This window comes from Arthrobacter cheniae (assembly GCF_003602275.1).
In the GTDB taxonomy this organism is placed as follows: domain Bacteria; phylum Actinomycetota; class Actinomycetes; order Actinomycetales; family Micrococcaceae; genus Arthrobacter_D; species Arthrobacter_D cheniae.
Genome location: NZ_QZVT01000014.1, coordinates 1 through 13,828, shown reverse-complemented (window position 1 = coordinate 13,828; position 13,828 = coordinate 1). Strand labels below are relative to the sequence as shown.

Annotated in this window: 11 protein-coding genes and 1 pseudogene; 3 read left to right on the top strand and 9 right to left on the bottom strand. The window is 62.6% G+C overall.

Annotated elements, in window-relative coordinates; translation table 11 throughout:
• Nucleotides 1-92 precede the first annotated feature (92 nt).
• The gene (locus tag D6T63_RS17215) at nucleotides 93-485 is read left to right on the top strand and encodes a MerR family transcriptional regulator (RefSeq protein WP_120150375.1); all 393 of its coding nucleotides are present in this window, start codon (nucleotides 93-95) and stop codon (nucleotides 483-485) included.
• Here the strand turns inward: D6T63_RS17215 and D6T63_RS17210 are convergent.
• The gene (locus tag D6T63_RS17210; RefSeq protein ID WP_120150373.1) at nucleotides 482-1,975 is read right to left on the bottom strand and encodes a DHA2 family efflux MFS transporter permease subunit; all 1,494 of its coding nucleotides are present in this window, start codon (nucleotides 1,973-1,975) and stop codon (nucleotides 482-484) included. The genes D6T63_RS17215 and D6T63_RS17210 overlap by 4 nt on opposite strands.
• Nucleotides 1,976-2,343: 368 nt before the next feature.
• Here D6T63_RS17210 and D6T63_RS17205 point away from each other — a divergent pair, with 368 nt between their 5' ends.
• Complete coding sequence (locus tag D6T63_RS17205; protein ID WP_120150371.1) at nucleotides 2,344-3,087, top strand: NADPH-dependent F420 reductase; 744 nt, start codon at nucleotides 2,344-2,346, stop codon at nucleotides 3,085-3,087.
• 15 nt (nucleotides 3,088-3,102) lie between these two features.
• Here the strand turns inward: D6T63_RS17205 and D6T63_RS17200 are convergent, their stop codons facing one another.
• The 3 genes from D6T63_RS17200 to D6T63_RS17190 form a co-directional block, all read right to left on the bottom strand.
• A complete protein-coding gene (locus D6T63_RS17200; protein WP_120150369.1) occupies nucleotides 3,103-4,047 on the bottom strand; it encodes an alpha/beta hydrolase in 945 nt (314 codons plus the stop codon).
• An 82-nt stretch (nucleotides 4,048-4,129) separates the two neighbouring features.
• On the bottom strand, nucleotides 4,130-5,143 hold the full coding sequence (locus tag D6T63_RS17195) for an SDR family NAD(P)-dependent oxidoreductase (RefSeq protein ID WP_120150367.1): 1,014 nt from the start codon (nucleotides 5,141-5,143) through the stop codon (nucleotides 4,130-4,132).
• A 23-nt stretch (nucleotides 5,144-5,166) separates the two neighbouring features.
• Nucleotides 5,167-7,692: an MMPL family transporter gene (locus D6T63_RS17190; RefSeq protein WP_120150365.1), complete on the bottom strand. Its 2,526-nt coding sequence runs from the start codon at nucleotides 7,690-7,692 to the stop codon at nucleotides 5,167-5,169.
• A gap of 78 nt (nucleotides 7,693-7,770) precedes the next feature.
• Between D6T63_RS17190 and D6T63_RS17185 the strand changes: the two genes are divergently transcribed.
• A complete protein-coding gene (locus D6T63_RS17185; protein WP_120150363.1) occupies nucleotides 7,771-8,370 on the top strand; it encodes a TetR/AcrR family transcriptional regulator in 600 nt (199 codons plus the stop codon).
• Between the two features lie 612 nt (nucleotides 8,371-8,982).
• On the opposite strand, the gene D6T63_RS17180 is transcribed toward D6T63_RS17185, so the two are convergent.
• The 5 genes and pseudogenes from D6T63_RS17180 to D6T63_RS17160 all read right to left on the bottom strand — a co-directional run bounded on the left by D6T63_RS17180 (nucleotide 8,983) and on the right by D6T63_RS17160 (nucleotide 13,588).
• Nucleotides 8,983-9,912, bottom strand: a complete 930-nt coding sequence (locus D6T63_RS17180) for an NADP-dependent oxidoreductase (RefSeq protein ID WP_120150361.1) — start codon at nucleotides 9,910-9,912, stop codon at nucleotides 8,983-8,985.
• 773 nt (nucleotides 9,913-10,685) lie between these two features.
• Nucleotides 10,686-11,021: pseudogene (locus D6T63_RS17175) on the bottom strand (DMT family transporter); the annotation flags it as partial.
• Entirely contained in the window at nucleotides 11,021-11,344 is a 324-nt protein-coding gene (locus D6T63_RS17170; protein WP_120150357.1) for a DMT family transporter, read from the bottom strand. The gene D6T63_RS17170 and the pseudogene D6T63_RS17175, both read right to left, overlap by 1 nt.
• Nucleotides 11,345-11,439: 95 nt before the next feature.
• Nucleotides 11,440-12,885 carry an APC family permease gene (locus D6T63_RS17165; RefSeq protein WP_120150355.1) on the bottom strand — a complete coding sequence of 482 codons (1,446 nt, stop codon included), beginning with the start codon at nucleotides 12,883-12,885 and terminating at the stop codon, nucleotides 11,440-11,442.
• 373 nt (nucleotides 12,886-13,258) lie between these two features.
• Nucleotides 13,259-13,588, bottom strand: coding sequence for a cupin domain-containing protein (locus tag D6T63_RS17160; protein WP_220725968.1), 330 nt, complete (start codon nucleotides 13,586-13,588; stop codon nucleotides 13,259-13,261).
• Between the last annotated feature and the right edge of the window lie 240 nt (nucleotides 13,589-13,828).

The following is a 13,828-nucleotide window of genomic DNA, read 5'->3' as shown; positions in this document are numbered from 1 at the left end:
ACTGCTATCTCGTGATGCCTGGAACTTGCCCAGTCTCAACGTTGCCACTAATGTGAAGGTCGAATTGGCCGGACAAGTGTTGGAGGGGTTTCATGCGTATTGGTGAGCTGGCGAAGAAAACTGAGGTTCCTGCCCGGATGCTGCGGTATTACGAGGAACAGGGCCTGATCTCACCTCGTCGCCTCGATAACGGGTATCGGACGTATGACGACTACCTGGTCGATCGGGTGAGGAAAATCCGTGGGCTGGTCGATTCCGGGATCCCGACGCGGATCATCTCGAATATCCTGCCGTGCCTGGACCAGCCGCAAACCATCGTCGTGAAGAACGCCGAACCCGGGCTGCGGGAGCTTTTGGTGACAGAGCGGGACCGCATGTCGGAGAAGATCGACTTCCTCATCCACAACCGGGACTCGATCACCCGGTACATCGAAGCGATCGATCGCGCCACCGTCTCTCCACGCCAGACGTCCAGAGCTAGCTAGCTCTCGTCTGGTGTGGCACGGCCTTTGCTGACGAACAAAGAGCCGATGACTGCACCGAGTCCGAGGATCGCGGCAACGGTGAAGGCGGCCTGTCCGGCGTCTAGGCTCTGAGTGAAGCTGAGCGCTCCGGTCTGGGTGGCGTTCGCTCCGATGGTGAAGGCGGAGATGAGGATTGCGCCTCCCGCGGCGCCGGCGAGCTGCTGGACGGTGGAAAACGCCGCGGTGCCATGAGCGTAGAGCTTGGTGGGCAGGGACCCGAGGGCTGAGGTGGTCATTGGAGCCCACATCAGTGCCTGCGTTCCGGTGATCACCAGGTAGGTGCACAGGGCCAGCCAGACGCTGGTGTTCTCATCGATAGTGGTCAGGAACCAGATGGCTGCGGCCCAGATGATTGATCCGGGAATCGCCAGGGGCTTCGGTCCGACCTTGTCGTAGATGCGTCCGCCGAGTGCGGAGACGATCGCGATCATCGCCCCTCCGGGGAAGAGGAACAGACCCATCTGCAGGGTGTCCAGTCCGAGGACCGCGGTCAGGATCAGAGGCAGGACCAGGACGACGCCGAAGCCGTTCATCGCGACGAAGACCATCACGATGGTAGGTAAGACGTAGGAGCGCGTGTTGAAGATTCGCATGTCCAGGAAAGCGTCCCCGTTTCGCTGCAGCCGGATCTGACGGTGGACGAACGCTCCCACGCCGATCAGTCCGATGAGGATCGGGATGTAGGGGTCGACGGGTGCGTGGCCGGAGACTGACTCGCCGATGGACGCCAGCCCGAAGACAAGTCCGCCGAAGCCTACGACGGACAGCAGCAAGGAGAGCACGTCCAGGTTTACCCGCTCGGGGACTGTGACGTTCTTGAGCTTCGCTGCGCCGAGGACGAGGGTCACGACGATGATCGGCAGCATGAGGATGAACAGCCACCGCCAGGAAAGCTGGGACAGGACCAGCCCGGAGACCGCGGGACCGATGGCCGGCGCAATGGCGGGAACCGCCGTGACGAGGGCCATCATCCTGCCCCGGCGCGAGACCGGAACCAGGCGCATCGTGGTGGTGATGAGCAGGGGTACGAATACCGCGGTGCCTACAGCCTGAATGATCCGGCCGGCGAAGAGCACGCCGAACCCGGGAGCGATGACGGCGATGGCCGTTCCGATCAGGAAGATCGTCATGGAACCGAGGAAGATCGTACGTGTATGGAACCTGCGCATCACGAACCCGGTGGCTGGAATCAGCACGGCAAGTGTCAGCAGGTACCCCGTGGTGAGCCACTGACCGGTCGTGGGAGTGATATCCAGATCACTGATCAGCGTCGGCAGGGCGACGCCGAGCATCATCTCGTTCAGCAGGACGACGAAGGTCGAGACCATCAAGAGCCCGATGATCATCGCGCTACCCGGCGCTAGCCGATCGGACGGGGCGGCTCGGGTGCCATCAGTTGCCCCTGGGGGAGCGGCTTCCAGGGTGGACTCGTTCTGACTAGGTGCCGACATGGGGCTCTCCTGATAGTGGGATGGTCTTGGAAACGAGCGTCAGTCGCACGACGGCGTACCCGCAGTCAGCGACGCGTCTCCGCTGTGTAAGGGCGTCGTTAGAGGTGCCATCCGGGAACGAGCAACTGTGCTGGGTTCGACCGGATGACGGTGATTCCCAGCGATTCCCCGTGGCCCCGGATGGTTCCCCGCGAGCCTTCACCAAACCATCGTGCAACGTTGCCATTAGTGAGAAGGTCAAGCCTGTGGGGGCTCATGTGACGAGAAGCACGGGGTTGAGGCACTGCCCAGCGGGCGCCCTGCTTGACCTTGACACTGTTGGAAGGTTCGACAATTGGAGTGCTCATTCATTCCACGGAAGGATTCTCATGAGGATCGGCATTCTCGGCGCAGGCTCGATCGGCTCGACGCTGGCACGCAAGCTCGCTGCAGCAGGACACGAGGTGAAGGTCGCCAACTCGCGCGGGCCGGAGACAATCGAGGCCGACCTGCTCGCTTCAGGCGCGACTGCGGTTGAGGCTTCCACTGTGGTGCAGGACGTCGAGGTTCTCATCACCTCGATCCCGCTCAGTGTCATGCCGGCACTCGAGCCTCTTATTGCGAACCTTCCCGCGGATGCCATCGTCATCGATACGTCGAACTACTACCCGGCCAGGGACGGGCAGGTGCAGGCCCTCGAGGAGGGACAGGTCGAAAGCCTGTGGATTGTCGAGCAGATCGGACGTCCCGTCGCGAAAGCCTGGAACGCGATCCTCTCCGGGACCCTTGAGATTAAGGGCACGCCTGCAGGAGACCCGGTCCGTCTGGCGATTCCTGTCGCCGCTGACACTGACACGGCCAGGGAAACCGCGATGGCGCTGGTGGAAGACACAGGCTTCGACGCCGTTGACGCAGGCTCACTCGCCGACTCCTGGCGGCAGCAGCCGGGTGCCCCGGCCTACTGCACCGAACTCACCCTCCAGCACCTGCCTGCCGCTCTCGCTGCAGCCGAAAAGGACCTGCTTCCGGAACGACGGGACAAAGCCATGGCCATCATCAGCAAACGAGCCGAGGCCGGAGAGTCGTTGAATTTCGACGACCTCGTGGCGATCAACCGAGCGACCTACACCTGAAGAAAAGCCCGCTCCCTAGGCCAGTGCTGCTCGCAGTTCCTGGCACAACTCACCCAGTGCTTGCGGCACGGCCCTGCTGATGCGGGGGAACGCCATGAAGCCATGCGGCATCCCGAAGTAGGTCGTCGTCCGTACAGCGGACCCCGCTTCCCTGAGGGCAGCGGCATATCGGAGGCCGTCGTCGCGCAGGGGATCGTGTTCGGCCACCTGCACAAGGGCCGGCGGTAGTCCGCTCAGATCATCGGCCAGCAGGGGCGACGCATGCGGGTGTCGCGGGTCCTGATCATTGAGGTAGTGGCCGCGGAATGCGAGCATGTCCGCCTTCGTGAGGATCGGGGCGTCCGCGTTCTCCTCAATGGATGGACTCGCCATCGTCATGTCGGTCGCGGGATACACCAGCCCCTGGAACGCGATCGCGGGGCCCGACCTGTCCCGAGCCATGAGGGCGACGACGGCGGCCAGGTTCCCTCCCGCGCTGTCACCGACGACGGCGACCCGGGAGGTGTCGGCTCCGAGCTCGGCCCCCCGGCTGACCAGGTCGACAGTCGCTGCGTACGCATCTTCTGCTGCGGCCGGCCACCGGTGGTCGGGCGCCAGGCGGTAGTCCAGGGAAGCGACGACGGCGTGCGCGTCACGGGCGATGCTGCTGGCGAACCAGTCATAGGTGTCGAGGCTCCCCGAGGTCCAACCGCCGCCGTGGATGAACACGACCAGTGGGGGAGCCTCGCCCGATGTCCGGGGGCGGTAGGTGCGGACCCGGATGGCACCGTCGGCACCGGCAGCAGTGGTGTCCCGTACCTGTACGCCCTTGGCGAGACCGCCGAGCAGGAGGTCTGTCAGCGGATTGTGGCCGATCGCCCGGCGCTGGTCCGCGACGATCTGCTCCTCGGAACGCCTGGTCACGGAGGCCAGGCCGATGAGCCGACCCAAGAGCTTTGTTCGCAGGTCGAGTGCTGTCATTTCTTCATCCTCTGGTCGTCGATGGATAGCGCCGCTTGCACAGTCGATGGTGCGGATTGCACCTGGTGTGCCTCACATCGGATCAGACGGCGGACCAGCCGTCGTCGGAGGGCAGGATGGCACCGTTGATGTTCACGCCGTCGTCGCTGAGCAGGAACGAGATCGTGGCTGAAAGGTGCGCGGGGTCGGCGATGCTGGGAATGTTGACGCGGGCCGCTTCGAGGCGGGTGGATCCGTACGCCGAGGGCGTGCCCGGCATCGGGATGCCGGTCGCGACGCCGCCTGGTGCAACCGCGTTGATGCGCAGGCCTTCCTTCGCGTACATGAACGCGGTGCTGCGGGTGATACCGACGACGGCGTGCTTCGACGCCGTGTAGGCGACGCCCGATGCGGAGCCCCGCAGGCCCGCCTCGGAGGCGACGTTGACGATCGAGCCGTGACCGGCGTCGAGCATGACCGGCAGGACCGCCCGCGTGAGGCGCATGAGTCCCTCGACGTTGACCGCGAAGACCCGCGTCCACATCGCGTCCGACACCTCGTGCAGTGGGCTGAAGTCGTCGTTGATCCCCGCCACGTTGGCCAGGGCATCGATACGGCCGTTCGCGCCGGCGATGATGCGTTGCGCTGCGGCCGTATCCGTGAGGTCGGCGGCGATCGGGACGACCTGATGGCCGTTGAGCGTTGCAACGAGGTTCTCGAGTCGGTCCGCAGCGATGTCGACGGCGAGCACACGCCCGCCCTCCCGGGCCACCCGCGACGCAGTGGCGCGGCCGATGCCCGATCCGGCTCCCGTGACGATCACGGTGCGTCCCTCGAAGCGTCCCGGAACTATGCGTTCCTGCCAGACCGAGGGGTCGGTCTCGGGAATGACGCCCCCGTTGACCTGCTTCACCAGCCCGTCGACCGCCTCCTGTGGCAGGGTGCCCTGGCTCAGGGCGACCAACTGCTGCAGGGGCATGGACCTCGCCGGGCCGAGGGCAGCTTCGTCGGTTCCGGCCTGGGCGAGGAATCCTCGCAGGACCGGTCCGCCCTCGGCGTGGCCCAGCCACTGCTCGATGGTGCTGTGCGCGGTCAGGGTGATGGGTGTCTGCGTCATCGCTGGTCCTTCTGCTTGTGGGTCTACCGAGTGAGTTGGCGGGCGGTGTGCTGGTTGTCCTGATGGTCGACGGGATGGGGCGGGTGTTGGCGTTCGAGGGCTGCGCCTTCGACGTCGACGTTGGGAAGGAACCGGTCCAGCCAGGTGGGGATCCACCAGGCGTGGCGTCCGAGCAGGTGCATGAGGGCGGGAACGACGAGCATGCGGATGATGAAGGCGTCGACGAGGACACCGAACGCGAGCCCGAAGCCGACGGCCCTGATGATGGTGGAGTGGGCGAAGATGAACCCGCTGAAGACCGAGACCATGATCAACGCTGCTGCGGTGACGACGGAACGGCCTGCCCGGAAGCCCTGGGCGACGGCGAGACGGGCGGGGGAGCCGTGGACGAAGGCTTCACGCATTCCGGCGGTGAGGAACAGCTGGTAGTCCATGGCGAGGCCGAAGAGGATTCCCACGAGGATGACCGGGAGGAAGCTCAGGATGGGCCCGGGGTCGTGGATGCCGAAGAGTCCGCCGAGCCAGCCCCATTGGAAGACCGCGGTGAGGGCTCCGTAGGTGGCCATGAGGGACAGGATGAATCCGGCCGTTGCGATGAGCGGTACGAGCAGGGACCGGAAGACGACGACCATGATGAGGAAGGACAGGCCGACGACGACGGCCACGTAGAGGGGGAGGACGTCGGCGAGGTTGCCGGAGATGTCGATGTTCGTCGCAGCCTGACCGGCCACACCGAGCGTGGACCCATCAGGCGCGGGGAGGTCTCGGAGACTGCGGACGAGTTCCTCGGTCGAGGCGTCGTTCGGGCCTCCAGCGGGGATGACCTGGAACGCGGTCAGGGTGTTGTCGTCGGAGACAGCGATCGGGGCTACGGCGGTGACGTCTGCCTGGCCGGCTATCGAGCGGGCGGTACTGAGCTGCTCCGTCAGGATATCGTCGTCGGTTGTTCCCCGAGGCACGGCGGCGGTGACGAGCAGGGTCCCGTTGACGCCGTCGCCGAACTTCTCGGTGGTGATCTGGTGGGCCCGGTACTGGGTGGAGTTCTCCGGTTCGGAGGATCCATCGGGCAGGCCGAGTCGCATCGACAGGGCGGGCGCGGCGACCAGCAGCAGGACGGCGGCTCCGGCGATGACGCTGATGACCGCACGTCCGGTCCGCATGGGGGTGATCTGCTTCTCGACGCGGTGCTGCGGGGGATTGCCGCGGTGGACCAGTTCCTTGCGGGACAGCACCCGGTGCTTTACGAGTCCGAGCAGCGCGGGAGTGAGGCTGATGGCAACGAGGACCGCGACGGCGACGCTCACGGCTCCGACGGTGCCCATCAGACCGAGAAACGGGACCCCCGTGATGTTCAGGGCCAGGAGGGCGACGACGACGGTGGAGCCGGCGAACACCACGGCGTTACCGGCCGTTCCGTTGGCGAGTCCAATCGATTCGTGGAGGTCCGTTCCCGCGATGAGTTGCTTGCGGTGGCGGTTGAGGATGAACAGTGAGTAGTCGATGCCGACAGCGAGACCGAGCATGAGGCCGAGGACCGGTGTCACAGACGCCATTTCCACTGAACCCGAGAACGCCAGCGAGGCCGTCAACGCGACGCCGATGCCCACGATGGCACTGACCAGAGGCAGCGTCGCAGCCAGGACCGTGCCGAGCATGACGAACAGGACGATGGCCGCGATCATCAGGCCGATGGCCTCACCCGGGCCGAAGACGCTGGGGGTGGCCTGCGCGAGGGAGTTCGCGTACTCGACGTTCACACCCTCGATAGGATGCTCTGCCACATAGTCGATGACCCCCTCGCGGGTCTCGTTGCTCAGCTCGAGTTGCGGCACATCGAAGCTGACGTTGATGATCGCCGTCGTGCCGTCGTCGGACACAGAACCGATGTTCTCCGCGAATGACAGGAGCTCCGCGCCGTCCTCGAGCTGCCGGTTCTGCTCCTCGAGCTCCGCCCGCCCGTCGTCGAGAGTCTTCTGCTGCGCGTCGAGCGTGGTGGACTGAGCGTCGAGCTGCCCCTGCTGCGTAGTGATGGCATCGGCCGCCGGCCCTGTCGCTCCCTGCCGTGAGCGGTCCAGCTGGGCCTGCGCGGCCTCGAGCTGCTGCAGCCCTGCATCGAGCTGTGTCTGCCCGGCATCGAGTTCGGCGCGTGCTGATTCGATTTGCACGCGGCCGTCCGTCAGTGTCTGCTCCTGCTCGGCGAGCTGCGCCTCGGTATCGAACGGGTCGATGACAGCGGACACATCAGCAAGGTCTCCTGCGTCAGCGGCCAGATCCTCGACGGCAGCCTTGTGAGCTTGCGTGAACGGCTCACCGTCAGCGGTCTGCAGAACGACAGCCCCGGAACCACCACTGAGGTCCGGCAACTTTTCCGCTAGCTCGTCGGTGACCTTGGCGGCCTCCGTTCCGGGAATGTCGAAGCTGGAGGCCAGCGCCCCACCGAACGTCAGGAAGGAGGCGACAGCCAGTGTGAGGATGGCAGCCCATGCCCCGAGGGTCCGCCAGGCGTGAGCTGCAGCCCATGAGCCGAGACGGTAGAGGAACAGGGCCATGAGGAATCCTTGCTTCGAGTGACACTGACACTTAGACGATACGCACCGTCTTGTTACAGTTCCAATTATGCTGGTGTGATGTCGATCAACCATCGTGCTGGTGCCCAGCGCAGCGAAGCAGCACGGGTCGCCATCCTCGATGCTGCGGCGAAACTTTTCGCCTCGAGTGGCTATGAGCGTCTGACGATGGAAGGCATCGCGTCGGCCGCGAAGGTGGGCAAGCAGACCATCTACCGTTGGTGGCCGTCCAGGAGTGCACTGATCGCGGAATGCCTCGCGGACGGGTACCTGCTACCCAACGACCGCTTCGACCCGCCCACAGCAGGGCACGTTCTCGAGGACATCAGCGCCTGGTACTCCAGCGTCGCAGAATACTTCCGGGCCGGAAACAACGAGCGACTTCTTCTATCCCTGATCTCCGCTGCGGCCGGTGATCCCGGTGTTGCCGAGCACTTCAATGCCCGCTTCGGTGGTGGCCACACCATCGAAGCCCGGCTACAGCAAGGCATAGACGCCGGCGAACTGCACCCGGAGGTGCCGATGAACCAGGTGGCCGAAGCCCTGATCGGAGCCCTGATCCTCCGGGTACTCGCCAGATCCACCATGGAGCCGGCGTTTGCCCGCGACATGGTTCAGCTGGTGCTGATTCCCCACCAGATCTCACCGACACGGACCTGACACGACATGTCGTCGTCGAACTCCCTGGAGGGGCATACAGGACCCTTTCAATGCTCCAACCAATCGCCGATGATCTACGTTCCATCAGGTCAGGCGTAGTGAAGGCTTCGTCGACGTCATTGCTCGGTAGTTGCGCCACAGGGACGGTGCAGGCCACGTGTCCATACTCGGGGGAGTAGATGATGCCCTTGTTGATCGGTTGGGCTCGAGCGCGACCGAGCGCTGTCACTTCGACGCCGAGTCGATCGGCCATCCGGGTGGTACTGAATCCGGTGTCACCGTCCTGTGCCATCGCTCTGAGATAACCCCATGCTGATATCGGCTCTGATTCCGGGAACACCCAGGGCGAGGTTGAAGGACTGAATTGTCCCGAGGGCTTCCCGTAACCGGTCCTTACTGAAGGGCCCGTTGTATCGGCGGGTGGCGGAGGTGAGTTCCCGTGCGAACTTGTCGCGAACTTCGGTGAAGCCCTGCGCGCTATAGGAAAATCTGTATAACCACTTAGACCTTCGTAGTACTCGCATAAGCACCAGACGCGGTGGACGTGTCCGGGGACGTCCACCGCGTGAGGACCGGGATCGCCGCTAGGGTCGGCGCTGCGGGCTGAGCAATCTAGAAGGTCAGCACCAGACGACCGCGGACGCCGCCCGCTTCGAGCCGACGGTGCGCGTCAGGTGCGTCCTCGGCGGGCAGCGTGTCCGCCAGCCGCGGTGTGAGGATGCCGTCCTCCGCTGCCTGGCGCAGGCCATCGAGCTTGGCTGCGGAGTGGTACTCGTCGAACACCCACACAGCCTCGAAACGGATGTCGCGGGTAGGTTCTCCCTTCCAGCCCCGAACAGAAACGAAGACTCCCTGATCACGGAGCGCGGGTACGACGTCCTCGTGCAGCAGCGCTGTATCCGCGATGGCATCGACACCGTCGGGAAAGATTCCCCTGATGCGATCGGCAAGACCGGCACCACGGTCGAGGACGTGATCGGCCCCGAGGCCCTGCACCAGATCACGGTCCTTGGGTGCCGAATCCGCCACCACGATCAGGCCCTGCTGCTTGGCGAGCTGGATCGTGTAGTTTCCCAGCGTTCCCGCGCCACCTGTGATGGCGATGACCTGGCCGGGCTGCAGCGCCACCAGTTCGAGGATCTGCACCGCCGTCAGACCGTTCATCGGAATCGTGGAGGCTTCCTCGAGCGTGGCGTTCGCTGGGATCCGGGCGATCGAGTCGTCAGGTGCCACTAAATATTCAACGTATGCGCCGCCGTGTTGCCCGAGGGGCAGCGCGATGGCCATGACTTCGTCGCCGATGTTCCACACGCTGCCCTCGCCCACTTCGTCGATGACGCCAGCAGCGTCCATCCCGGGCATGTAGGGAGGCTCGGACTGACTCATGTCGTAGGCGCCTGTGCGGACGTTCGTGTCGGTCGGGCTGACGGCGGCAGCCCTGACCCTGATGCGTACTTCCTTCATACCGGGATGTGGTTTGGGGAGATTCTGGACCTTCAGGACCTCGGGACCGCCGAATTCTGTGACTCCGATTGCTTTCATGACAAACCAACTCCATAGTCTCGTGTTCAGTGCTGCGAGCGCGGAACGCCCTCGTCTTCGGCAGTTCGTCGTCGTGCGATCCCATGCACGACGCTTCGTAGCTGGTGCAAACCACCGACGGTTCCAGAACGGAGATCCAGGCCGGGGCATTCCGACGACCACTGAAAGTTGGCTTCTTCTCGTACTCGCCTGTAACCGATCTCTGGTCAGCCTGCTGCCTGCCCGGCTGACGATCGTCGGCTACCACCAGCTACATGAGTCGCAGGACCTGTCTGACGGGAACGGGTGATGCGCTGGCTACTAGGTAGTTGCAAAGTTCCAAAGTATGGAAGTGAAAGGTACTGCTCGAGTACTTGAGCGGTGCTACGAGCTGCAGCGCGTGATGGTGCTTCGAGCCCCTGTCGGTTACCTGACGCGATCGCCGATGACCTATCCTAAGTCAACAAATGTTGACGAATGCTCCTACTGTTCGATGCCAACTGAGTCGAAGGCTTCAGTCGTGGCCTCGATCATGGCCGGTTTTCACTCGAATCGCACGGACGGTTACACACCGTTATCCAGACAGATCCACAAAGGGCGATGGCCGGTGTTGGCCAGGTATTCGGATGCGACGCTCACTGCAAGCCCGGCTGATTAGCTGGATGACTTACCGGCGATGAATCAAGCCCACGTTGGCCAGCGCGAGAATGCCTGCTATTCGAAGCACACTCAACGTGGATACCTCCCTGACAAGTGAGCGGCCCGGGTGTGGCTGCGTCGGATGCGGATCGGTTCTTCGTGTCCGGCAGCGACTTCAGTCCGGCCGCGCAGCCTACGATGCCGGTTATGAACATCAGCTTTACCACGCTGAAGGGTTCTACGCCGGTGGCCATCGCCCAGCCCACGGTCAACGCGGCGCCAATTCCCACCCAGATCGCGTATGCGGTGCCCAAGGGAATGGTCCGGATAGCCATGCCCAGACCGAGCATGCTGATCGTGACACTGACGGCGAAGACCGCAGTAGGCAGCGGTTTGCTGAAGCCGTCCGACGAACCGAGCGCCGTTGCCCAGACTGCTTCGAGGACTGCCGAGATCAGAAGTATCACCCAGGGGAGTGGACGCTTTGGCACTACGCCGCTACCTTCAGGCCTACGACGCACACGGCGATACCCGACAGCAGGAGCAGTCGCACCACCGTCGGCCGTTCCGCCCCGATGGCGATTGCATAGGCAGAGGTTAGAACCACGCCGACGCCGACCCACACTGCATAGGCCGTGCCGGTAGGGATGGACTGCATTGCGATGGCCAGGCCACCGGTGCTGGCGGTCACGGAGACCAGAAATAGGGTGCTGGAGGCGAAACGCCGACGACCAGAAGTTCGGAAAGCACGATGCAGCGCTGCGGCCCAAACAGCCTCCAGAGCGCCAGAGAAAACAAGTATCAACCAGGCCATACGAAGCCTTTCCACTAGCAAAAGTCGACAAAGTTATTCCGACGTGCGAAGCCCCGGCGAACTGTGTGCTCGTCGGGGCTTCGCTTCAGGGTGTGTCAGTGGGTGAGAGCTGGGGCAGGGGCTGCTTTAGCAGTCCGTCGCAGTTCGTACTGCGTGAACAACCAGATGGGGATGTAGAAGGCCAAGACGACGAATCCAAGCCAGGTTGAGGACCAACCGATTTCCAGGCTGTTAAGGTAGACCACACCGATGACGCAGAACGGCAGGTTGAACAGGCCGAAGACCAGCGCGACGTTAGTCCAGCCCTTGGGCGCTTTGAAGGGGCGTTCGAGGTTGGCGAAGGAGGGGTGCTTCTTTGCTTTGACGTAGGCGAAGAGGCTGATGCCGTTGGCGCAGGTGTAGCCAATGGCCGCGGCTGCAAGAATTGCCGGTATGGATCCTATGGTGATGAGGGCCATGTTGAAGGCTGCGGTGACTAGCATGGCAACGAACGGCGTTCCATGCTGATTGGTCTTGCCGAAGACCTTGGGGAGGTTACCTTCGGCTGACATGGAGTGCATTGCGCGGGAGGAACCAAGATAAGCGGTTTGAATGATCAGGATCATCGCGGCGATCAGCATGATGATGGTCACGACGGTACCGACTTGTCCAAAGACTGCCTGAGCGACTGGGATCAGAGGTGAGATGGGCTCCGCCATGACACCATCAACACCAAGCACGCCGATTACTACGGCTTGAACCAGCACATAGGAGAAGAAGCAGACAATCCCGCAGGCAAACAGTGCCTTGGGGACGTCCTTGCCGGGCTTCTTGTATTCGGGAGCGTAGATCGCTGCTGTTTCCCAGCCACAGGCGCTCCATTGCGCGATGGCGAAGATACCGAAGAGAATGAGGACGTGGTGCAGGTCCCATGACCAGTCAGTTGGCAACCAATTGCCGGTGATGTTCGCCACGTCGACGTGGCCGGTCGCGAACGGGGCGATGGTCAGGATGGCCAGCGGTATCAGCGAGACGGCTGCAAGGATATAGCCGAGGATGGCACCGTCCTTGAGGCCGAACCAGTTGACTATGGATAACCCGACAAATATTACAACTCCGGACAACAATGCAAGTTGGTACTCGGAGAAGGTTGCCGCGAGAGCTGGAAAAAGGCCGTGTAGGTAACCGCCGACGAGGATGGAGAAGATCGCCAAGACGGGGTTCCAGGCAAACCAGTAGCTCCAGGCGCTGAAGCCTCCAATCAACTTACCCTTGTCGTACTTGCCTTTGTAATTCTCGGTACGGAATACGTGTTGCGCGAAACCGGGCAGCCCAGAAGCCTTGGGGAAGGTCGTAGCCAGTTCGGCATAGGCGGTGTTCTGGAAAAAGCCCTGCAGAACAGACAGCCCCCAAACGAGGATGGCAGCGGCTGACACGTAGATCGGAAGATAACCCAGCGATGGCAGGATCAACAGGGGTACGCCCAAAGAAATGGCTAGCCCTTGCTTCCAGTCGATCGACCGTTTCAGGTGGTCGACTTCATTCGATGTATCCTGGCTCATAAAATTCTCCTTTGAATAGCATGAAAATGAATAGCATGAAAAGTGGTAAGCAGATTTAGTAGGTGGCGAGTTGCGACCTACTATCGCACGGTAGTATCAAGCCGGCCGTTCAGATCGGGACGCTTTTGCATTCCTGCAGCACGTTCCGAAAAGTAGGAACAGGGCCGGCGTCAGTGATTCACGACCAGATAGCCGCTAGCTGATCGGCCCGGTACGAGAAGAACCTCGTAGGTTCGGGCGAGCGGTACGTCATTTTGTGGATGATTGCACCGCCAGTGCAACTCGTGGCCGACTCCGCCGATGCTGGAGCTACGGGTCTGAGTTGCATGGCAGGTCCCAAGAAGCCCGTTACTCCGAGCCCTTGAGGGGATTATCAAAATTCGAAGTATCGGAAGGAGTGTGACTCCAGCCCCTCCGGATTCGGACCGTAGATGGTAAGCATGTGGGCATATACCGGCGCCCAGTATCGTCCGAGTTGTCCTGGGTTTACGCGTGCTGAGTCACCCGGATGAAGGATGACTGTTCTGCCTTCACTCTCGACGTGAAGCTCACCTTTCAGGACGAAGTTCGTCTCGGTGTGAGGGTGGAAGTCCTCCCAGCCGCAAGCGTTCAGTTCCCATTCAGAAAGCCGGAAGTCATCCCACTTCCCTACCGGGTCGGCATTGATGAATCGGCACAGCAATCGAGGCCATTCGGGCTTCATCGGCTCCATGGCTTTCTTCGGCCAGGAGTCAATTGCTTCCCCTGTTGGAATCGGGGAGTGCGGAGTAGTTGTGGGCATTGTCTAACCCTTCCGTGAGTACGGGATCCATGAGCAGACGCACTTCTGGCTCTCAGGGTGATCGCGTGGTTGTGATGCGGGTCACAGCGATGCCAACTGTTACAGGAACAAGCGTCTTAGTCAACAGTTCATGGAAAACCGGAGCTCGGGACGGCCCGGAAA